This is a genomic window from Mycobacterium sp. 852002-40037_SCH5390672 (assembly GCF_001665875.1).
In the GTDB taxonomy this organism is placed as follows: Bacteria; Actinomycetota; Actinomycetes; order Mycobacteriales; family Mycobacteriaceae; genus Mycobacterium.
Genome location: NZ_LZTA01000036.1, coordinates 16,748 through 37,373, shown reverse-complemented (window position 1 = coordinate 37,373; position 20,626 = coordinate 16,748). Strand labels below are relative to the sequence as shown.

Below are 20,626 nucleotides of genomic sequence, written 5' to 3'. Positions count from 1 at the left end.
AACGACGAGTACGACAACGAGGTCTACCGGCTGCCCAAGCACCTCGACGAGAAGGTGGCCCGCATCCACGTGGAGGCCCTCGGTGGGCAGCTCACCAAGCTCACCAAGGAGCAGGCCGAATACATCGGCGTCGACGTCGACGGCCCCTACAAGGCCGACCACTACCGCTACTGAGCCGCCCGACCGCCGAGTGTCGCGCCAGCGTGGCACTCGGCGGCGATAGGCTCGCGCCGTGCTGATCGCGATCGAAGGCATTGACGGCGCCGGCAAGCGGACGTTGACGGACAAACTCCGCAACCTGTTTCAGGCGGACGGCAAGTCGGTCGCCATGCTGGCCTTCCCGCGCTACGGGCAATCGGTGACCGCCGACATCGCGGCCGAGGCCCTGCACGGCGAGCACGGCGACCTCGCGTCGTCGGCCTATGCGATGGCGATGCTCTTCGCCCTGGACCGGGCCGGGGCGATCGGCCACATCGAGGCGCTGCGCCGCGAGCACGACGTGGTGATCATGGATCGCTACGTCGCCTCCAACGCCGCCTACACCGCAGCCCGTCTGCACCAGGACGCGGCGGGGCCGGCGGTGGAATGGATACACGCGCTGGAATACCAGCGCCTCGGGCTACCCGCGCCCGACTGGCAGGTGCTGCTCGCGGTGCCGCCCGAGCTGGCCGGGCAGCGCGCCCGCAGCCGGGCCCAGTCCGATCCGGGCCGGGCGCGCGACTCCTACGAACGTGACGACGCGCTTCAGCAACGCACCGGCGCGGTCTACGCCCAACTCGCCGCCGGGGGCTGGGGCGGCCCCTGGCTGGTCGTCGACGCGGACGTCGATCCGGGGTGGCTGGCCGCCACGATGGCCGGCGCCGAGGACGCCGCGTCGGCGCGGGACGGACGCGCCGGGGCGGCCGAATAAGCGAATTTAACGGGATTTGCCTCCAAAATTGGCCATCGCGCCAAGAAACGCCCGTGTGGCGCCCCAATTTTGTCCCGATCTGGTGACACCATGGACTCCATGAGGCAAAGGATTTTGGTCGTCGATGACGACGCTTCGCTCGCCGAGATGCTCACCATCGTGCTTCGTGGGGAGGGTTTCGACACTGCGGTCATTGGTGACGGCACCCAGGCCCTGACTGCGGTGCGCGAACTGCGCCCCGATTTGGTGTTGTTGGACCTGATGTTGCCCGGCATGAACGGCATCGACGTGTGCCGGGTGTTGCGCGCCGACTCCGGCGTGCCGATCGTCATGCTGACCGCCAAGACCGACACCGTCGACGTGGTCCTTGGCCTCGAGTCGGGCGCCGACGACTACATCATGAAGCCGTTCAAGCCCAAGGAGCTGGTGGCCCGGGTGCGGGCGCGGCTGCGGCGCAACGACGACGAGCCCGCCGAGATGCTGTCCATCGCCGACGTCGAGATCGACGTGCCCGCGCACAAGGTCACGCGCAACGGCGAGCAGATCTCCCTGACCCCGCTGGAATTCGACTTGCTGGTGGCGTTGGCGCGCAAACCGCGGCAGGTGTTTACTCGTGATGTGCTGCTCGAACAGGTGTGGGGCTATCGTCACCCGGCGGATACCCGCCTGGTGAACGTGCACGTCCAGCGTCTGCGGGCCAAGGTTGAGAAAGACCCTGAGAACCCGACCGTGGTGTTGACCGTTCGAGGAGTGGGTTACAAGGCCGGACCTCCGTGATCCGCAGCGATCTAGAGCGTCGTGAAGGGGAGGAGCGCCGGCGGTGATCTGGGGCTCCCGGCGACGAACTCGGAGCCGCTGGGGACGTTCCGGTCCCATGACTCGTGGCATGGGCGCGGTGAGTCGGGCTGTGGCCGTTGCCTGGCGCCGCTCGTTGCAACTGCGGGTCGTCGCGCTCACCCTGGGGCTGTCCCTGGCGGTCATTTTGGCGCTCGGCTTCGTGTTGACCAGTCAGGTCACCAACCGCGTGCTCGACGTCAAGGTCAAGGCCGCCATCGAGCAGATCGAGCGGGCGCGCACCACCGTGGCCGGGATCGTCAACGGCGAAGAGGCGCGTTCGCTGGACAGCAGCCTGCAGCTGGCGCGCAACACGTTGACCTCCAAGACCGACCCTGCCTCGGGTGCGGGAATGGCCGGCGCGTTCGACGCGGTGCTGATGGTGCCGGGCGACGGCCCGCGGGCGGCGACCACGGCCGGCCCGGTCGACCAGGTGCCCGGCTCCCTGCGCGGTTTCGTCAAGGCCGGGCAGGCGTCCTACCAGTACGCCACCGTGCACACCGACGGGTTCTCCGGACCGGCGCTGATCGTCGGTACCCCGGCGTCATCGCAGGTGGCCAACCTGGAGCTGTACCTGATCTTCCCGCTCAAGAACGAGCAGTCCACCATCCAGCTGGTGCGCGGCACCATGATCACCGGCGGCGCGGTGCTGCTGGTGCTGCTGGCCGGAATCGCGCTGCTGGTGTCGCGGCAGGTGGTGGTGCCAGTGCGATCGGCGTCGCGCATCGCCGAACGGTTCGCCGAAGGGCATCTGTCCGAACGCATGCCGGTGCGTGGCGAGGACGACATGGCGCGGCTGGCCATGTCGTTCAACGACATGGCCGAAAGCCTGTCGCGCCAGATCACCCAGCTGGAGGAGTTCGGTAACCTGCAGCGCCGCTTCACGTCCGACGTGAGCCACGAGCTGCGCACCCCGCTGACCACCGTGCGGATGGCCGCCGACCTGATCTATGACCACAGCGCCGACCTGGATCCCACGCTGGCACGCTCCACCGAGCTGATGGTCAACGAGCTGGACCGGTTCGAGTCGCTGCTCAACGACCTGCTCGAAATCTCCCGGCACGACGCGGGTGTCGCCGAGCTGTCCGTCGAGGCGGTCGACCTGCGCACCACCGTGCAGAGCGCGCTGAGCAACGTGGGGCATCTGGCCGAAGACGCCGGTATCGAACTGAAGGTGGACCTGCCGACCGAAGAGGTGATCGCCGAGGTCGATACCCGTCGCGTGGAGCGCATCCTGCGCAACCTGATCGCCAACGCCATCGACCACGCCGAGCACAAACCGGTCAAGATCCGGATGGGCGCCGACGAGGACACGGTCGCCGTCACCGTCCGCGACTACGGGGTGGGACTGCGGCCCGGTGAGGAGAAGCTGGTGTTCAGCCGGTTCTGGCGGGCCGACCCCTCGCGGGTGCGCCGCTCCGGCGGCACCGGGCTCGGCCTGGCGATCAGCATCGAGGACGCGCGACTGCACCAGGGCCGGCTGGAGGCGTGGGGCGAACCGGGTGACGGCTCGTGCTTCCGGCTGACGCTGCCGCTGGTTCGCGGTCACAAGGTCACCACCAGCCCGCTGCCCATGAAGCCGATCCCGCAACCCCCCGCAACTGGTCCGCAGCACGCGAAAGACCGCACGCGGCAACGTGAGCACGCCGAAGGAAGTGTGTGATGCGGCGGTTGTTGGGCCTGCTGATGCTGGCCGTGCTGCTCGCCGGCTGCGCCGGGGTGCCCAGCTCGTCGGCGCCGCAAGCCATCGGCACCGTCGAGCGGCCGGCGCCGTCGAACTTGCCCAAGCCGACCCCGGGCATGGACCCCGACGTGCTGCTGCGCGAATTCCTCAAGGCCACAGCCGATCCCGCGAACCGGCACCTGGCGGCCCGGCAGTTCCTCACCCAGTCGGCGTCCAACGCCTGGGACGACGCCGGTAGCGCGCTGCTGATCGACCACGTCGTGTTCGTCGAAACCCGTGCGGCTGAACGCGTTTCGGCGACCATGCGGGCGGACATGCTGGGCTCGCTGTCCGACATGGGCGTGTTCGAAACCGCCGAGGGTGTGCTGCCCGACCCCGGGCCGATCGAATTGGTCAAGACCTCCGGCGGCTGGCGTATCGACCGGTTGCCCAACGGGGTCTTCCTGGACTGGCAGCAGTTTCAGTCCACCTACAAACGCAACACGCTGTACTTCGCCGACCCGACCGGCAAGACGGTGGTTCCCGACCCGCGCTATGTCGCGGTGCCCGACCACGACCAGTTGGCCACCGAGCTGATCTCCAAGCTGATCGCCGGGCCGCGGCCCGAGATGGCTCACACGGTCCGCAACCTGCTCGCCCCGCCACTGCGGCTGCGCGGACCGGTGACCCGCGCCGACGGCGGCAAGAACGGCATCGGGCGCGGGTACGGCGGCGCGCGCGTCGACCTCGAGAAGCTGTCCACGACCGATCCACACAGTAGGCAATTGCTTGCCGCGCAGATCATTTGGACGCTGGCCAGGGCCGACATCCGGGGCCCGTATGTGATCAGCGCCGACGGCGCGCCGCTGGACGACCGGTTCCGCGACGGGTGGACCACCTCCGATGTGGCGGCTACCGATCCCGGCGCGGCCGACGGTGCGGGCGCGGGACTGCATGCCCTGGTGAACGGCTCACTGGTGTCGCTGGACGGCCAGCACACCGCCATGGTCCCCGGCGCGTTCGGCCGCATGGGCGATCAGACCGGCGCCGCGCTGTCACGCAACGGACGGCAGGTGGCGTCGGTGGTGACGCTGCACCGCGGCGCCCCGGACATGGCCGCCTCCTTGTGGATCGGTGATCTCGGCGGCGAAGCGGTGCAATCCGCCGACGGGCACAGCCTGTCCCGGCCGACCTGGTCGCTGGACGACGTGGTCTGGGTGGTGGTCGACGGCAACAACGTGTTGCGGGCCATTCAGGAGCCGGCCTCCGGGCAGCCCGCGCGCCTTCCGGTGGATTCGGTGGCGGTGGCCACCCGGTTCCCGGGACCGATCACCGACCTGCAGCTGTCGCGCGACAGCAGCCGCGCCGCCATGGTGATCGCCGGCCAGGTGATTCTCGCCAGCGTCGAGCAGACCCAGGCCGGGCAGTACGCCCTGACCTTCCCGCGCCGGCTCGGTTTCGGGTTGGGCAATTCGGTGGTGTCGCTGTCGTGGCGCACCGGTGACGACATCGTGGTGACCCGCACCGATGCCAGCCATCCGGTGTCCTACGTGAACATCGACGGGGTGAACTCCGACGCGCCGCCGCACGGTGTGCAGATGCCCGTGACGACCGTGGTGGCCAACCCGTCGACGGCCTACGTCGCGGGTCCGCAAGGGGTACTGCAGTATTCGCCGTCGGCCGACGGTCAGCAGGGCTGGTCGGAGGTGCCCGGGTTGACGGTGCCCGGAGCCGCACCCGTGCTGGCGGGCTAACACCGCAGGGACATGTCACACCCGCGCGGCACACTGGCGCCATGCTCGACCTGTTCCTGCCGGCCGAATGCGGCGGCTGCGGGGCGCCGTCGACCCGCTGGTGCGACGCGTGCGCCATCGAGCTGTCGGTGGCCGCCGATCAGCCGCATGTGGTGAATCCGCGTATCGACCCAGAGGTCCCGGTGTTCGCGCTCGGCCGCTACGCCAGCGCGCGCCGGCACGCGATCCTGGCGCTCAAGGAACAGGGCCGCGCCGATCTCGTCGAACCGCTGGCGCGCGCACTGGCGGTCGGCGTGCACCGGCTGCTGTCGTGGGGGATCGTGCCAACCCCACTGGCCATCGTGCCCGCACCGACCCGGCGTTCGGCCGCGCGCCGGCGCGGCGGCGACCCGGTCGCCCGGCTGGCGCGCGCCGCGGTGGCGCGGCATCCGGACATCACCGTCGCGCCGGCATTGCGGCTCAAGGCGCTGACGCGTGACTCGGTGGGTTTGGGCACCGCCGCGCGAGAGCGCAACATCACCGGCCGGGTCGTGCTGCGCGGTACACCGCCGCGTGCCGAGGTCATGGTCGTCGACGACATCGTCACCACCGGAGCGACGGCGCGTGAGTCGGTGCGGATCCTGCACGACGCCGGGGTCCGGGTCGCCGCGGTGCTGGCGATCGCGGCCGTGTGAATCGGACGGCGGCCACGCCGAACTTATGAGCCAGCCAAGCGGATGTGAAGAACTCGCAACAGCTCGAGCAAATTAGTGGCATCCGCAGGCGAACACGAGCTAACGTCGAGAACAACGAAGAACGACTCATCGGTCTGACTCACTGGTCGCGATTTTCCAGGTGAGACCCATTCGCGGGAAGGGGTGAGTAATCGACACCTTGCACCGGCGGGCAGCCTGCGGCGGTAGCCAGTCTCGAACCGCTCCCACCTCGTCGGCGCATTAAGCAGCCGGGCACGCAGGGCGCGTGCGACGTGAAAAAGAGAAACGAGTTGTCACGTATGTCAAGGCTATCCGTGGATTCCGGTCAGATTCTGGACCAACCGCCCATCACCGATGAGCAAGCCCCGCCGACAACCACCGCCGATGTTGTGTTCAAGGGCCGCAACGTAGAAATCCCCGATCATTACCGTCTGTACGTCTCGCAAAAACTCGCCCGCCTCGAGCGGTTCGACCGCTCCATCTATCTTTTCGACGTCGAGCTCAAGCACGCGCCCAACCGGCGTCAGCGCAAATCCTGTCAGCGCGTGGAGATCACCGCCCGCGGCCGGGGCCCGGTGACCCGGGCGGAGGCCTGCGCCAACAGTTTCTACGCCGCGTTCGAGTCCGCGGTCGACAAGCTGGAGAACCGGCTGCGCCGCGTCAAGGACCGCCGCAAGGTTCACTACGGCGACAAGACCCCGGTATCACTCGCCGCCGCCACCGCGGTGCCGCCCCCGGCCCCGCTGCCCAGCGAGCCGCAACCGCAGGCCGAGCACGACGGCGTGGAGGGCGATCACGAGCCCGGGCGGATCGTGCGGACCAAGGAGCACCCGGCCACGCCGATGACGGTCGACGATGCGCTCTACGAAATGGAGCTCGTCGGGCACGACTTCTTCTTGTTCCACGACAAGCAGACCGAACGTCCCTGCGTGGTCTACCGACGGCACGCCTACGACTACGGGTTGATCCGGCTGGGCTGATCCGGCTCTCCTGACGGGTCCGCAGGCGGCAACCCGCCGAGCCAGGCGCTGCCGCGCGCGATCGCCGCTACGGCGGCCATTGGGGGGTCGTCGCCTACCATGGGAGTCGCTCACGAGAAGACTCCTACCAACAGGGGACATAGCTGTGCTGTCGAAGTTGCTGCGCCTTGGCGAAGGTCGCATGCTCAAGCGTCTCAAGCGGGTGGCTGACTACGTCAACACCTTGTCGGACGAGATCGAGAAGCTCACCGACGCCGAGTTGCGGGCCAAGACCGACGAGTTCAAGAAGCGGAACGCCGACGGTGAAAGCCTCGACGACCTGCTGCCCGAGGCCTTCGCGGTGGCCCGCGAGGCGGCCTGGCGGGTGCTCGACCAGCGCCCCTTCGACGTCCAGGTGATGGGTGCGGCGGCGCTGCACTTCGGCAACGTCGCCGAGATGAAGACCGGTGAGGGCAAGACCCTGACCTCGGTGCTGCCCGCCTACCTCAACGGCATCGGCGGCAAGGGCGTGCACGTCGTCACCGTCAACGACTACCTGGCCAAACGTGACAGCGAGTGGATGGGCCGGGTGCACCGCTTCCTCGGCCTGGACGTCGGGGTGATCCTCGCTCAGATGACGCCCGACGAGCGCAGGGTGGCGTATGCCGCCGACATCACCTATGGCACCAACAACGAATTCGGGTTCGACTACCTGCGCGACAACATGGCGCATTCGCTCGACGACCTGGTGCAGCGCGGACACAACTTCGCCATCGTCGACGAGGTCGACTCCATCCTGATCGACGAGGCCCGCACCCCGCTGATCATCTCCGGGCCCGCCGACGGCGCCTCCAACTGGTACCTCGAGTTCGCCCGGCTGGCCCCGCTGATGCAGAAGGACACCCACTACGAGGTGGACCTGCGCAAGCGCACCGTCGGTGTGCACGAGCTGGGGGTGGAGTTCGTCGAGGACCAGCTGGGCATCGACAACCTTTACGAGGCCGCCAACTCGCCGCTGGTCAGCTACCTCAACAACGCGCTGAAGGCCAAGGAGCTGTTCAACCGCGACAAGGACTACATCGTGCGCGAGGGCGAGGTCCTGATCGTCGACGAGTTCACCGGCCGCGTGCTCTACGGCCGCCGCTACAACGAGGGCATGCACCAGGCCATCGAGGCCAAGGAGCACGTCGAGATCAAGGCCGAGAACCAGACGCTGGCCACCATCACGCTGCAGAACTACTTCCGGCTCTACGAGAAGCTCGCCGGCATGACCGGTACCGCGCAGACCGAGGCGGCCGAGCTGCACGAGATCTACAAGCTCGGCGTGGTGCCCATCCCGACCAACAAGCCGATGATCCGAGCCGACCAGTCCGACCTGATCTACAAGACCGAGGAAGCCAAGTACATCGCGGTGGTCGACGACGTCGTCGAGCGCTACGAAAAGGGCCAGCCGGTGCTGATCGGCACCACCAGCGTCGAGCGCTCGGAGTACCTGTCGCGGCAGTTCCAGAAGCGCCGCGTGCCGCACAACGTGCTCAACGCGAAGTTCCACGAGCAGGAGGCGACCATCGTCGCCGTCGCCGGTCGCCGCGGCGGCATCACCGTGGCCACCAACATGGCCGGCCGCGGCACCGACATCGTGCTCGGCGGCAACGCCGACTTCCTCGCCGACCAGCGGCTGCGGGAGCGCGGCCTCGACCCGGTCGAGACGCCCGAGGAGTACGACGCCGCCTGGCACGAGGAACTGCCCAAGGTCAAGGAGGAGGTCAGCGCCGAGGCCGCCGAGGTGATCGAGGCGGGCGGCCTGTACGTGCTGGGCACCGAACGCCACGAGTCCCGCCGCATCGACAACCAGTTGCGCGGCCGCTCCGGCCGCCAGGGTGACCCGGGTGAGTCGCGCTTCTATCTGTCGCTGGGCGACGAACTCATGCGCCGGTTCAACGGTGCCGCGCTCGAGGCGATGCTCAACCGGCTGAACCTGCCCGACGACGTGCCCATCGAGGCCAAGATGGTCACCCGGGCGATCAAGAGCGCCCAGACTCAGGTCGAGCAGCAGAACTTCGAGGTCCGCAAGAACGTCCTGAAGTACGACGAGGTGATGAACCAGCAGCGCAAGGTGATCTACGCCGAGCGCCGCCGCATCCTGGAGGGCGAGAACCTCAAGGAGCAGGCGCTGGACATGGTCCGCGACGTGGTCACCGCCTATGTCGACGGCGCAACCGCCGATGGTTACGCCGAGGATTGGGACTTGGAAGCCCTCTGGACGGCGCTGAAGACGCTGTACCCGGTGGGCATCGACCATGCGCCGCTGACGCGCCGCGACGCCGACGCCGGCCTCGACGACCTCACCCGCGAGGAGCTACTCGAGGCGCTGCTCAAAGACGCCGAAAACGCTTATGCCGTAAGGGAAGCCGAGCTCGAGGGGATCGCGGGCGAGGGTGCGATGCGTCAGCTTGAACGCAACGTGCTGCTCAACGTCATCGACCGCAAATGGCGCGAGCACCTCTACGAGATGGACTACCTCAAGGAGGGCATCGGGCTGCGCGCGATGGCGCAGCGCGATCCGCTGGTCGAGTACCAGCGCGAGGGCTACGACATGTTCATGGCGATGCTCGACGGCATGAAGGAGGAGTCGGTCGGATTCCTGTTCAACGTCACCGTCGAGGCGGTGCCCAGCCCGCAGGTCGCACCGGTGGAAGCACCGCAGGGGCTGGAGGAATTCGCCACCGCCGCGGCCGGCGGAGCCGAAGGGGGCACAGGCGGCACCGTGACGGCCGTGCGCGAAGAGGCCCCAACCCGGTTGCGCGCCAAAGGGATTGACAACGAGGCACCGGCAATGACCTATTCCGGTCCGTCGGAGGACGGCTCGGCGGCGGTGCAGCGCAACGGCGGCGATGGCAAGACGCCGGCCGGTGTTCCCGGCGGTGCCAGCCGGCGCGAGCGCCGCGCGGCGGCGCGCCAACAGGGTCGCGGCGCCAAGCCGCCCAAGTCGGTCAAGCGGCGCTAGCCCGGCCGCACCTTCGCGGCTGATTGATGATCGCGCCCCAGGCGATCGGCCCATGTTCTTCACGGCCGATCAGGCGCACAATCAGCTAATGAAGCGTTACCTGACGGTCGGCTACGGCGCGGCCGCTTATCTGCTCTTTCTGGCTGCATTTCTGTATCTCGTCGCGTTTCTGGGCAACTTCTGGGTGCCGCGAACGGTCGATCGCGGGCTGTCGGCGCCCATCGGCCAGGCGGTGCTGGTCAACGTGGTGCTGCTCGGTGTGTTCGGCCTCCAGCACAGCGTCATGGCGCGGCCGGGGTTCAAGACGTGGTGGACGCGCGTGGTGCCGCAGTCGATAGAGCGCAGCACGTACGTGATGCTGTCCAACGTCGTGCTGGTGCTGCTCTACTGGCAATGGCGAACGATGCCTGCCGTCATCTGGGAGGTGCATCTCCCGGCCGAGCGCCTGGCGTTGTGGACGCTGTTCTGGCTCGGCTGGGCGATCGCGCTGGCGTCGACGTTCATGATCAACCATTTCGACCTGTTCGGGCTCCGGCAGGTGTATTTGGCATGGCGCGCAAAGCCTTACACCGACCTTGATTTTCGCGTCAGGTTCTTTTACCGACTGGTGCGTCATCCCCTCATGCTCGGCTTCGTCATCGCCTTCTGGGCGGTGCCCACCATGACGGCCGGACATCTGCTCTTCTCCATCGCGATGACGGGTTACATCCTGATCGCCACGCAATTCGAAGAGCGCGACCTGATCGCCGCGCTGGGCGATCAGTACCGCGACTACCGCCGCCGGGTGCCGATGCTGCTGCCACTGGGGCGCCGGCCACGCGGTGGCCCCACCCAGCCGGCCGAGCTGCACTAGCTTCTGAGCAGCGCGAGCATCGCTGCGGGGGACACGCTCGGCGCCGACCATGTTTCGCTGCATCCGCTTACCGCAGCGCCGGGTGACCTGTCAGGATTGACGGTATGGATGTCAAGGAGGTGCTGCTCCCCGGGGTCGGTCTTCGCTACGAATTCACCGATCAGAGGGGCGACCGAATCGGCATCATCGCCCGGCGCAGCGGCGATTTCGACGTCGTCGTGTATGCCCGCGAAGATCCCGACGAGGCCCGGCCGTTGCTGCACCTCAGCGACCAGGAGGCCGAGGCCGTGGCCCAGATCCTCGGGGCGCCGCGGATCGCGGAGCGATTCACCGAGCTGGCCCGGGAAATCCCCGGGCTCGAGACGGGCCAGGTGCACATCCTTGCCGGCAGTCCGTTCGTGGATCACCCGTTGGGAGACACCCGGGCCCGCACCCGCACCGGGGCGTCCATCGTGGCGATCGTGCGCAACGAGGAAGTGCTCGCCTCACCCGGGCCCGCCGAGATGCTGCACGTCCAAGACGTTCTGATCGTGATCGGCACCGAAGACGGCATCGCGGGCGTCGAGAAAATTATCGACAAAGGCTGAGGCGTGCAGATTTCGGGGACGCTGCTGCTGCAACTCGGCGCCCTCCTGGCCACTCTGGCCGTATTGGGTGCCGCCGCACGCCGATTCGCGCTGTCGCCCATACCCGTGTACCTGCTGGCCGGTCTGGGGCTGGGCAAGGGCGGCATCCTGCCGCTGGCCGCCGGCGGGCAGTTCATCACGACCAGCGCACCCATCGGCGTGGTGTTGCTGCTGCTGACGTTGGGCTGCGAGTTCTCGGTGGCCGAATTCTCCAGCAGCATGCGCCACCACCTGCCGTCCGCGGCCGTCGACATCGTCCTCAACGCCGCGCCCGGTGCGATCGCCGGCTGGCTCCTGGGATTGGACGGTGTGGCCATCCTGTGCCTGGCCGGCGTCACCTATATCTCCTCGTCGGGCGTCATCGCACGGTTGCTCGAGGACCTGCACCGGCTCGGCAACCGGGAGACGCCGGCGGTGCTGTCGGTGCTGGTGCTCGAGGATTTCGCGATGGCCGCCTACCTGCCGCTGTTCGCGGTCCTGGCGTCGGGCGGCGGGTGGCTGCACGCAGTCGGCGGCATGGTCGTGGCGGTGGGCGCCCTGGTGGCGGCGTTCGCCGCGTCGTACCGGTGGGGTCACCACGTCGACCGGTTGGTGGAGCATCCCGATTCCGAACAGCTCATGCTGCGGGTGCTGGGCATCACGCTGATCGTGGCGGCGGTGGCCGAGTCCCTGCATGCCTCCGCCGCCGTCGGCGCGTTCCTGGTGGGCCTCACCCTGACCGGTGAGACGGCCGAACGGGCCCGCCAGGTGCTGGGCCCGCTGCGCGATCTGTTCGCCGCCATCTTCTTCCTGGCGATCGGCTACTCGGTGGACCCGCACGAGTTGGTTCCGATGCTCCCGGCGGCACTGATCCTGGCCGCGGTGACCGCGGCGACCAAGGTGGCGACCGGGAGCTTCGCCGCCCGGCACGACGGGGTGGCGCGGCGCGGGCAGCTGCGCGCGGGCACCGCGTTGATCGCCCGCGGCGAATTCTCCTTGATCATCATCGGATTGGCCGGCAAGTCCCTGCCGGCGGTCGCGGCGCTGGCGACGTCCTACGTGTTCATCATGGCGATCGTGGGGCCCGTGCTCACCCGCTACACCGGCGGTGCACGGCCGGCCGGCGCCGCACCGGCGAACTGACCGCCGGCCGCGGTCAGCCGATGTGCAGGGCCACCACCATCCACCGGGTTGCGCCCGCCGCGCTGACCTGCTCGACCCGGCAGGCGATGGCATGGATCCGGTCCCCGCGGCTGTAGGTACCGAAGACTTCGGCCGCCGAGTCCGGGTCACGGTGACCGGCCGGCTGCAGCCGCATGCGGCGCAGCACCGCGGCACCCCGCCTTCCGCCCGCGTGGCCCACGGCCGAACGGCCAACCGCGGCCACCGAATCCACCAGGCCCGGCGCCAGCAGCGGATTCAGCTGGGCGGCGGGACGGCGGCGGTCGATGACTTCCAGCACCCGGCGCAGCGCGGCGTCGGCGAAGACGGCCGCCTGACGTAGCCGCGACGACATGACCGTGCCGGAATCCGGTGACGTCGCCCTGCCGGGCGACCCGGTGTAGGGCCGCGGCGGCACGCTGTTGCCGCGGCAGCGCAGCGGCGGGCGCGAGGATTGCCGGCACTGCGGGACGGGGCGGGGCACGCCCTGCGTCGGCGGCTCGTAGTCGACGACTGGTATGACGGTGAAAGTGTCAGAGGGATTCGCAGCAACAGGACTGATGTTCACGCGCACTCTCCAAGTCTTCGGCTCGGCCGCAAGCCTGCTGGAGAGGGGCAGACAGTGGTTGGTCAGTGGTCATCATGGCATAACTCGATCGCACGCGTACCCGCGCTGATGAGCGCCCGGAACAGACGATTACCGTGGGCGGGACACCGGGCCCAACGCACCCCAACGCACGCGCGACGAAGTGACCAGGAGGACAGCGCCGCATGGTGAGTCGCTTGTCGCCCTCGGACGCGTCGTTCTATCGGCTGGAAAACACTGCCACCCCCATGTACGTCGGATCGCTGTCGATCCTGCGCCGCCCGCGTGCCGGCTTGAGTTATGAGACGCTGCTGGCCACCGTCGAGCAGCGGCTGCCGCAGATACCGCGCTACCGGCAGAAGGTCCGGGAGGTGCGGGTCGGCACGGCCCGTCCGGTGTGGCTCGACGACAACGACTTCGACATCACCTATCACGTGCGGCGCTCGGCGTTGCCCTCGCCGGGCAGTGACGAGCAGCTGCACGAGCTGATCGCGCGGCTGGCCGCGCGACCGCTGGACAAGTCACGCCCGCTCTGGGAGATGTACCTGGTCGAAGGCCTGTCCAAGAACCGGGTCGCCCTGTACACCAAATCCCATCAAGCGCTGATCAACGGGATGTCCGCGCTGGAGATCAACCACGTCATCGCCGATCGGACGAAACGGCCGCCGCCGTTTCCCGAGGACTTCTGGATACCGGAGCGCGACCCCGGCAACACCCGGCTGATGCTGGGCGCGGTCAGCGAGTGGGTCACGGGTCCGGGCGCCCAGGTGCGGGCCGTCGGGTCGATGATCGGCGGCCTGATGACCAACCACGGCGAGCTGCTCGACGCCGGCCGCCGGGCCGTCGATTTCGTGCGGACGGTGGCCCGGGGCACAGCGCCCAGCAGCCCGCTCAACGCCACCGTGTCGCGCCATCGGCGCTTCACCGTCGCCCGGGGCAGCCTGGACGATTACCGCACCGTGCGTGCGCGCTACGACTGCGACGTCAACGACGTGGTGCTCGCCGTGATCGCCGGCGCCCTGGGCAGCTGGCTGATGTCACGCGGGGTGGCGGTGTCGCCGACCGCGACGGTGCGGGCGATGGCGCCGCTGTCGGTGTACGACGACGGCGACCTCGACGCGAGCGGCCCCGGTCAGGCGATCAGCCAGGTGATGCCGTTCCTCGTCGACCTGCCGGTGGGGGAGCCCAACGCCGTGGTGCGGCTGTCGCAGATCGCGCATGCCACCGAGTCGAATCCGACGGCCGCCCAGCTGGTGGACGCCAGGACCATCGTCACGCTGTCGGGTTTTGCCCCACCGACGCTGCACGCCATGGGCATCCGGGTGGCGACCAGTTTCCCGAGCTTCTCCAAGCGCACGTTCAACCTGTTGATCACCAACGCGCCCGGCGCCCAGTCGCAGATGTACATCGCCGGCACCAAACTGCTGGAGACCTATGCGGTGCCGCCGCTGCTGCACAACCAGGCGCTGGCCATCGGCGTGACGTCGTATAACGGCCAGCTGTACTACGGAATCAACGCCGACCGCGAAGCCATGAGCGATGTCGACGTGCTGCCTGGACTGCTGCACCAGGCGCTCGAAGAACTGCTGGAGGCTTCCCGGTCCTAGTCGGCGGTGAAAACCCCTGCGTGCGGCTATCATCCGTTGCTGTGAGCACCGCGAAAAGCCACCGCGCGCCGGCCAAATGTACGCCGGCGACTACGCGGGCACGCTGATCTGGCCGCCCATGACGGTCGTCTATATCCCCGCCACGCTGCCGATGTTGCAGCAGCTCGTCGCCGACGGCTCGTTGTGGCCGGTCAATGGCACGGCATTCGCGCTCACCCCCACCTTGCGCGAGGCCTACGCCGAGGGCGATGACGACGAGCTCGCCGACGTGGCACTGCGGGAGGCGGCGCTGGCGTCGCTGCGTCTGCTGGCCGCGTCCGAGGCGGAAGGCGCCGGCGCGTCGTCGGAGTCGCCGCCGCCCCGCCGCGCGGTGCTGGCCGCCGACGTCGAGGACGTCACGTACCGCCCCGACCTCGACGACGCCGTGGTCAGACTGTCCGGGCCGGTCCCCATCGACGACGTGATCGCCGCCTACGTCGACAACGCCGGGGCCGAGCCGGCGGTGGCGAAGGCCATCGAGGCCGTCGACGCCGCCGACCTGGGCGATGAGGATGCCGACCTGATCGTCGGCGACGCGCAAGACCACGATTTGGCCTGGTACGCCAATCAGGAGCTGCCGTTCCTGCTGGAGCTGATGTGACGGCGAATGTGAGGCATTCGACGCCGCAGCGCTAGCTACGACACCGTAGGTTACGGTACCGTAGGTTTCGTGAAGCACACAGAATCGATCACAATGTGAGCGTTAGTCAGACGCCGCGTAGTGAGCAGGAGCTTCCCCTGGGCAGACGTAACCCCTCGATCACGGGCAACGTCGTCGACACCGCGCGACCTGTTGTCGCCGGCGCGGACCGGCATCCCGGTTGGCATGCGCTGCGCCAGCTCGCCGCGCGCATCACGACGCCGCTGTTGCCCGATGACTATCTGCATTTGGCCAACCCGCTCTGGTCGGCGCGCGAACTGCGGGGCCGGATCCTGCAGGTGCGCCGCGAGACGGAGGATTCCGCGACCCTGGTCATCAAACCGGGCTGGGGCTTCAACTTCGACTACCAGCCCGGTCAATACATCGGTATCGGGCTGCTGATGGACGGGCGCTGGCGCTGGCGGTCGTATTCACTCACGTCGGCCCCCGACGCTAAAAGCTCGCGCTCGGGATCGGCGCGCACCGTGACCATCACCGTCAAGGCGATGCCCGAGGGGTTCCTGTCGTCGCACCTGGTGGCCGGTGTCGAGCCGGGCACCATCGTCCGGCTGGCCGCGCCGCAGGGCAACTTCGTGCTGCCCGACCCGGCGCCCGCGTCGATCCTGTTCCTCACCGCCGGTTCCGGCATCACCCCGGTGATGTCCATGTTGCGAACCCTGGTGCGCCGCAACCAAATTGGCGACATCGCCCATCTGCACTCGGCACCCACCGAATCCGACGTGATGTTTCGCGCCGAGTTGGCCGCGCTGGCCGCCGAGCACCCCGGCTATCGGATGCAGCTGCGCGAAACCCGCACCCAGGGCCGGCTCGACCTTTCCGTGCTGGACGCCGAGGTGCCGGACTGGCGCGAACGCCAGACCTGGGCCTGCGGTCCGGAAGGCATGCTGACCGACGCCGAGCGGGTCTGGTCGGCCGCGGGCATCGGTGCGCGGCTGCACCTCGAGCGGTTCGCGGTGTCCAAGGCCGCGCCCACCGGCGCCGGCGGCACCGTCACCTTCGCCCGCAGCGGACGCACCGTCGGTGCCGACGCGGCGACGTCGTTGATGGATGCGGGCGAGGGCGCCGGCGTGCAGATGCCCTTCGGGTGCCGCATGGGGATCTGCCAGTCGTGCGTGGTCAACCTCGTGGAAGGTCACGTCCGTGATCTGCGAACCGGCGAAGAACACGACCCGGGCACGCGAATTCAGACCTGCATCTCGTCCGCCTCGGGCGATTGCGTGCTCGACATCTAAAGGCTACTCACAGGTAACCTACGGATTCGTAGGTTACGATAGCGTAGGTCCGGAACACCCAACGACCGCAGGGAGATAAGACGATGGCGATCACCGACGTCGACGTATTCGCCCATTTGACGGACGCCGACATCGAAAGCCTGGGCGTCGAGCTCGATGCCATCCGCCAGGACATTGAAGACTCTCGCGGGGCGCGCGACGCCCGTTACATCCGCCGCACCATCGCAGCCCAGCGCGCGCTGGAGGTGGCCGGGCGGCTGATGCTGACCGCCAGTTCGCGGCGCTCCGCCTGGTGGGCGGGGACGGCGACCCTGGGCGTGGCCAAGATCGTCGAGAACATGGAGATCGGCCACAACGTCATGCACGGCCAGTGGGACTGGATGAACGACCCGGAGATTCACTCCTCGACGTGGGAGTGGGACATGAGTGGGTCCTCCAAGCACTGGCGCTATACCCATAACTTCGTGCACCACAAGTACACCAACATTCTCGGGATGGACGACGACGTCGGCTACGGCCTGCTGCGCGTCACGCGAGACCAGCGCTGGAAGCGCTTCAACGTCTTCAACCTGGTGTACAACACCCTGCTCGCGCTCCTCTTCGAGTGGGGAGTCGGCTTGCAGCACGTCGAGCTTGGCAAGATCGCCAAGAAGCGGATGGAGCAGGACGAGGCCCGGCAAAGGACAGAAGAATTCCTGGCCAAGGCCGGCCGGCAGGTGCTCAAGGACTATGTCGCGTTCCCGGCGCTGACCTCACTGTCGCCCGGAGCCACCTACACCTCCACGCTGAAGGCCAACGCGCTCGCCAACGTGATTCGCAACGTGTGGGCCAACGCGGTGATCTTCTGCGGCCATTTCCCCGACGGCGCAGAGAAATTCACCAAGACCGACATGATCGGCGAGACCAAGGGGCAGTGGTATCTGCGGCAGATGCTCGGCAGTGCCAACTTCGAGGCCGGCCCGGCGCTGCGGTTCATGAGCGGCAACCTGTGCCACCAGATCGAGCACCACCTGTATCCGGACCTGCCCAGCAACCGGCTGCACGAGATCTCGGTGCGGGTGCGCGAAGTCTGCGACAAGTACGACTTGCCTTACACCACAGGTTCATTCCTGCTTCAGTATGGCAAGACATGGCGCACGCTGGCCAAGCTCTCGCTGCCGAACAAGTACTTGCGTGACGATGCCGACAACGCGCCGGAGACCCGCAGCGAGCGGATGTTCGACGAGCTGGAGCCCGGTTTCCTGGGCACCGATCCGGCCACCGGCCGCCGTCGCGGGCTCAAGTCCGCGATTACCGCGGTGCGGGGTTGGCGGCGCGGGAAGCGGGCGGCCGCAGCGCGCCGTGCCGACGACGACCTGGCTGCCTAACCGTCGCTATCCCGGCTGGTAGAAGTCCTCGGCGGCGATCGGGGCGACACCGAGCTCGCCCGCGACCGCGTCGATCGCTTGCTGTGCGATGCCCAGGTCCACCTGGTAGTCGGCGCTGAAGTACGGTCCGATGTAACGCTCGTAGTGCAATCGCGCCTCATCGGGCGTGAGCCGGTCGAGGAACCAGTTGATGTATTCGACGGCCCGGCTTGGTTGTTCGACGAGAAGCCGCAGCGCCCGCCGATTGGCCCGCAGCAGGGCCTGCAGCGCGGGGCTGTCCGGCGGAATGTGCACGGGGTCGACGGCGACGCCGACGGTGGGGATCTGGAAGTGATCGCCTACCCAGGCCAGCAGGTGAAACCCCTCTTCGGCGGCGACCTGTTCGGGGGACAGCGTGCTGCCCACGTACGCGGCATCGATCGAGCCGTCGCGCAGCCGGCGCAGATCCATCTGGTAGTCACCCGGATGCCGCACCACGCAGTGCAGGTCGTGGTCGGGGTCCAGGCCGTGCTTTCGCAGGACGATCCGGGCGAAAGTACCCGGCGGGTGATCGGCGGCGTGAATGGCCAGCCGTCGCCCGCGAAGGTCCGCCATGGACTTCACCTCGGCGTTGCCGAGAAACCAGAACAGCGGGCGATCGGTGTTGACGCTCAACGCTTTCCAGCCGATCCCGTCGTCGAGCCGCGACAGCAAGGCCCGGCCGAGGCCGATCACCGCGGCGTGGCGCAGCCGCTGCGCTTTCCAGCCGACTCCGTCGCGGACGGCGACGTGGACGCCTTCGTCCTGGTAATAGCCCTCCTGGTCGGCGACATGGGCGACCAGCTCCTCGTGAATGCCACGCCCGACGTAGGCCAGATCGATCGTCTGCACGCCGCACCCCTTTTTCGGTAACCGGATCCGATGTCAATCCATGGCGAGGCCGCCGTTGACCTCCAGGCAATGGCCGGTGATGAAACCGGAATCCTCGCCGGCCAGGAACGCCACCGTCTTGGCCACTTCTTCGGGGCTGACGAGGCGCCCCATGGGATTTGTCGCTCCGAGTTGGTGCACTTCTTCGGGTGTCAACAGGGCGTTCGCCGTGGGATCGGCGACCGTGGCCGGCGAAACGAGGTTGGCGGTGATCTGGTGCGGAGCGAGCTCGAGCGCGACGTACCGGACGAACTGGTCCATTGCCGCCTTGGCGGTTCCCACCGTGATCATGCCCTGCCTGGGCCGGCGGGACAACACCGTGGTGAGATATATCAGCCGGCCATAGCTTCGCGAAATCATCTTGGGGACAACGGCTTTAGTCATCAGAAAGGCCGCATGCAGTTCCCGGTCCAGTTTGCCGTCGAGCTGTTCCCAGCTCAGATCGGCGAACGAGGTGACGTCGTAGGGGATCAGGGCGTTGTGCACGAGCACGTCGACGCCACCCCACCTCTTGTTGGTTTCGTCGACCATTGCGGCGACGTCGTCGGGTGCGGTGACATCGGCCCGAATCGCGGTGGCCTCACCACCGGCCGCCGTCGCGGCCGCGACCACCTCGTCTGCCTCCGCGGCGCTGGACCGGTAGTTGACGATTACCCGAAATCCCTGCTCCGCCAAGACCAATGCGGTCGCCGCGCCGATTCCCCGGCTGGCTCCGGTGATCACCGCGACACGACCCACCGGCGTTCCCTCCGACCGTGCTCACCGCGCCTGGCTGGCACGCGCGAACGATACTCCCGCGACGCGCCCCGGTAAAGGGCCGCAAGGGATGCGCTCAGAGCTCCCATGGCGCAACATTGGTGCATCCACTCGCGAGGGAGACGGCCATGGCTGATGACGATGTGCGGAAAGCGCTGCGACGTCATTGGGCGGCCTCCGACGCCAACGACTTCGTGGCGGAGCACGAAATCTACTCCGTTGACGCTGTTCTCGAGTATCCGCAATCCGGCGAGCGCATCCGGGGCAGAGCCGGCATTCAGGCGTCGCGCGAGGCCCAGCCGAACACCAAACGGTTCACCGTGCGACGCATGCTCGGCGGCGGCGATCTTTGGATCACGGAGCTGGTGCTGACCTATGACGGGCAACCGTATTACGTGGTCAGCATCATGGAGTTCGACGGTGGGCAAGTGGTGCGCGAGACGCAGTACTTCGGCGACCCGTTCGAGGCCGGGGCATCTCGGGCTCAATGGGTGGAACGAATGCAGTGAGCGGGCTCAGGAGCCGCCGGTCACCTTGGCGGCCAGCGCCGCCAGCTTCTCGTCGAGTCCCTGTGCGGCGCTGAGCAATTCCGGATTCGGCTCGATGACCATCAGCGACGACGGCTTGACGTAGGTCAGGCTGCTGCGGCGCTCGCCCTCGTCGGCAACCAGCAGCTCGACCGGGGCGAACAGGCCGGCCGTCACGTCGTGGCGCAACATGGTGATGGCGATCAGCGGGTTGCCGAGGACCACGCGCAACACCTTGCGGTCGATGCCGACCTTGGTGATCCACGCGCCGTGGTCGATCACGCCGAACAACATGAATCCGCTTGGCCCGACGTGGGATTCGACGCGCTGCCGGTAGGAGTCCCAGTCATCGGTGGCCGTCGCGAGGTCGTTGATCGGCACCGGTTGCTCGCCGATGTCGGCGAGCAACGCGGCGCGCAGTCGGTCGTAGCTCTTGGCGCTGTCGTAGCGCACCCGTACGCCGTCGAAGTGGGTTTCTCCCGGGTTGCTCAAGACGGTGCC

Annotated in this window: 20 protein-coding genes; 16 read left to right on the top strand and 4 right to left on the bottom strand. The window is 67.9% G+C overall.

The annotated features are described in order from the left end of the window. The 11 genes from A5782_RS25195 to A5782_RS05360 form a co-directional block, all read left to right on the top strand. On the top strand, positions 1–174 hold a 174-nt coding region (locus A5782_RS25195), incomplete at its 5' end, for an adenosylhomocysteinase (protein WP_197694120.1). Between the two features lie 58 nt (positions 175–232). Next, positions 233–910, top strand: coding sequence for a dTMP kinase (locus tag A5782_RS05405; protein ID WP_067096214.1), 678 nt, complete (start codon positions 233–235; stop codon positions 908–910). Between the two features lie 90 nt (positions 911–1,000). Then, a complete protein-coding gene (gene mtrA / locus A5782_RS05400; protein WP_007168097.1) occupies positions 1,001–1,687 on the top strand; it encodes a two-component system response regulator MtrA in 687 nt (228 codons plus the stop codon). A gap of 43 nt (positions 1,688–1,730) precedes the next feature. Continuing rightward, complete coding sequence (gene mtrB / locus A5782_RS05395; RefSeq protein ID WP_082942789.1) at positions 1,731–3,407, top strand: MtrAB system histidine kinase MtrB; 1,677 nt, start codon at positions 1,731–1,733, stop codon at positions 3,405–3,407. Further along, positions 3,407–5,161: an MtrAB system accessory lipoprotein LpqB gene (lpqB, locus tag A5782_RS05390; protein ID WP_197694119.1), complete on the top strand. Its 1,755-nt coding sequence runs from the start codon at positions 3,407–3,409 to the stop codon at positions 5,159–5,161. The genes mtrB and lpqB overlap by 1 nt, the downstream gene beginning before the upstream one ends. 41 nt (positions 5,162–5,202) lie before the next feature. Next, a complete protein-coding gene (locus A5782_RS05385) occupies positions 5,203–5,835 on the top strand; it encodes a ComF family protein (protein ID WP_067096204.1) in 633 nt (210 codons plus the stop codon). 335 nt (positions 5,836–6,170) lie between these two features. After that, positions 6,171–6,836, top strand: coding sequence for a ribosome hibernation-promoting factor, HPF/YfiA family (gene hpf, locus A5782_RS05380; protein ID WP_067096201.1), 666 nt, complete (start codon positions 6,171–6,173; stop codon positions 6,834–6,836). 145 nt (positions 6,837–6,981) lie between these two features. Further along, entirely contained in the window at positions 6,982–9,822 is a 2,841-nt protein-coding gene (gene secA / locus A5782_RS05375) for a preprotein translocase subunit SecA (protein WP_067096198.1), read from the top strand. Between the two features lie 88 nt (positions 9,823–9,910). Next, positions 9,911–10,675: a methanethiol S-methyltransferase gene (gene mddA / locus A5782_RS05370; protein ID WP_197694121.1), complete on the top strand. Its 765-nt coding sequence runs from the start codon at positions 9,911–9,913 to the stop codon at positions 10,673–10,675. 104 nt (positions 10,676–10,779) lie between these two features. Further along, positions 10,780–11,262: a cation:proton antiporter regulatory subunit gene (locus A5782_RS05365; RefSeq protein ID WP_067096193.1), complete on the top strand. Its 483-nt coding sequence runs from the start codon at positions 10,780–10,782 to the stop codon at positions 11,260–11,262. A gap of 3 nt (positions 11,263–11,265) precedes the next feature. Continuing rightward, on the top strand, positions 11,266–12,423 hold the full coding sequence (locus A5782_RS05360; RefSeq protein ID WP_067096190.1) for a cation:proton antiporter: 1,158 nt from the start codon (positions 11,266–11,268) through the stop codon (positions 12,421–12,423). 13 nt (positions 12,424–12,436) lie between these two features. Here A5782_RS05360 and A5782_RS05355 read toward each other — a convergent pair whose 3' ends face one another. Beyond that, positions 12,437–13,009: an Rv3235 family protein gene (locus tag A5782_RS05355; RefSeq protein WP_197694118.1), complete on the bottom strand. Its 573-nt coding sequence runs from the start codon at positions 13,007–13,009 to the stop codon at positions 12,437–12,439. A 203-nt stretch (positions 13,010–13,212) separates the two neighbouring features. On the opposite strand from A5782_RS05355, the gene A5782_RS05350 reads away from it, so the two are divergent. From A5782_RS05350 to A5782_RS05335, 4 genes are all read left to right on the top strand, one after another. After that, on the top strand, positions 13,213–14,634 hold the full coding sequence (locus A5782_RS05350) for a wax ester/triacylglycerol synthase family O-acyltransferase (RefSeq protein WP_067096187.1): 1,422 nt from the start codon (positions 13,213–13,215) through the stop codon (positions 14,632–14,634). 118 nt (positions 14,635–14,752) lie between these two features. Continuing rightward, on the top strand, positions 14,753–15,274 hold the full coding sequence (locus A5782_RS05345) for a hypothetical protein (RefSeq protein ID WP_067096224.1): 522 nt from the start codon (positions 14,753–14,755) through the stop codon (positions 15,272–15,274). A 137-nt stretch (positions 15,275–15,411) separates the two neighbouring features. Continuing rightward, positions 15,412–16,566 (top strand): ferredoxin reductase, encoded by a 1,155-nt coding sequence (locus A5782_RS05340; RefSeq protein ID WP_067096221.1) that lies wholly within the window; start codon positions 15,412–15,414, stop codon positions 16,564–16,566. Positions 16,567–16,649: 83 nt separating this feature from the next. Continuing rightward, on the top strand, positions 16,650–17,933 hold the full coding sequence (locus A5782_RS05335) for a fatty acid desaturase (RefSeq protein WP_067096184.1): 1,284 nt from the start codon (positions 16,650–16,652) through the stop codon (positions 17,931–17,933). A 6-nt stretch (positions 17,934–17,939) separates the two neighbouring features. Here the strand turns inward: A5782_RS05335 and A5782_RS05330 are convergent, their stop codons facing one another. After that, positions 17,940–18,803, bottom strand: coding sequence for an ABC transporter substrate-binding protein (locus tag A5782_RS05330; protein ID WP_067096181.1), 864 nt, complete (start codon positions 18,801–18,803; stop codon positions 17,940–17,942). Positions 18,804–18,836: 33 nt separating this feature from the next. Next, positions 18,837–19,580, bottom strand: coding sequence for an SDR family NAD(P)-dependent oxidoreductase (locus tag A5782_RS05325; RefSeq protein WP_067096178.1), 744 nt, complete (start codon positions 19,578–19,580; stop codon positions 18,837–18,839). Positions 19,581–19,726: 146 nt separating this feature from the next. On the opposite strand from A5782_RS05325, the gene A5782_RS05320 reads away from it, so the two are divergent. Next, entirely contained in the window at positions 19,727–20,107 is a 381-nt protein-coding gene (locus A5782_RS05320) for a nuclear transport factor 2 family protein (protein WP_067096176.1), read from the top strand. Positions 20,108–20,113: 6 nt separating this feature from the next. Here A5782_RS05320 and A5782_RS05315 read toward each other — a convergent pair whose 3' ends face one another. Continuing rightward, the gene (locus A5782_RS05315; RefSeq protein WP_067096173.1) at positions 20,114–20,617 is read right to left on the bottom strand and encodes a DUF302 domain-containing protein; all 504 of its coding nucleotides are present in this window, start codon (positions 20,615–20,617) and stop codon (positions 20,114–20,116) included. Between the last annotated feature and the right edge of the window lie 9 nt (positions 20,618–20,626).

What these genes read in the sequence shown, in the direction of transcription:
- mtrA (WP_007168097.1), top strand. Translation starts at nt 1,001, where the DNA reads ATGGACTCCATGAGGCAAAGGATTTTGGTCGTCGATGACGACGCTTCG.
- lpqB (WP_197694119.1), top strand. Translation starts at nt 3,407, where the DNA reads ATGCGGCGGTTGTTGGGCCTGCTGATGCTGGCCGTGCTGCTCGCCGGC.
- A5782_RS05385 (WP_067096204.1), top strand. Translation starts at nt 5,203, where the DNA reads ATGCTCGACCTGTTCCTGCCGGCCGAATGCGGCGGCTGCGGGGCGCCG.
- mddA (WP_197694121.1), top strand. Translation starts at nt 9,911, where the DNA reads ATGAAGCGTTACCTGACGGTCGGCTACGGCGCGGCCGCTTATCTGCTC.
- A5782_RS05365 (WP_067096193.1), top strand. Translation starts at nt 10,780, where the DNA reads ATGGATGTCAAGGAGGTGCTGCTCCCCGGGGTCGGTCTTCGCTACGAA.
- A5782_RS05350 (WP_067096187.1), top strand. Translation starts at nt 13,213, where the DNA reads ATGGTGAGTCGCTTGTCGCCCTCGGACGCGTCGTTCTATCGGCTGGAA.
- A5782_RS05345 (WP_067096224.1), top strand. Translation starts at nt 14,753, where the DNA reads ATGACGGTCGTCTATATCCCCGCCACGCTGCCGATGTTGCAGCAGCTC.
- A5782_RS05335 (WP_067096184.1), top strand. Translation starts at nt 16,650, where the DNA reads ATGGCGATCACCGACGTCGACGTATTCGCCCATTTGACGGACGCCGAC.
- A5782_RS05320 (WP_067096176.1), top strand. Translation starts at nt 19,727, where the DNA reads ATGGCTGATGACGATGTGCGGAAAGCGCTGCGACGTCATTGGGCGGCC.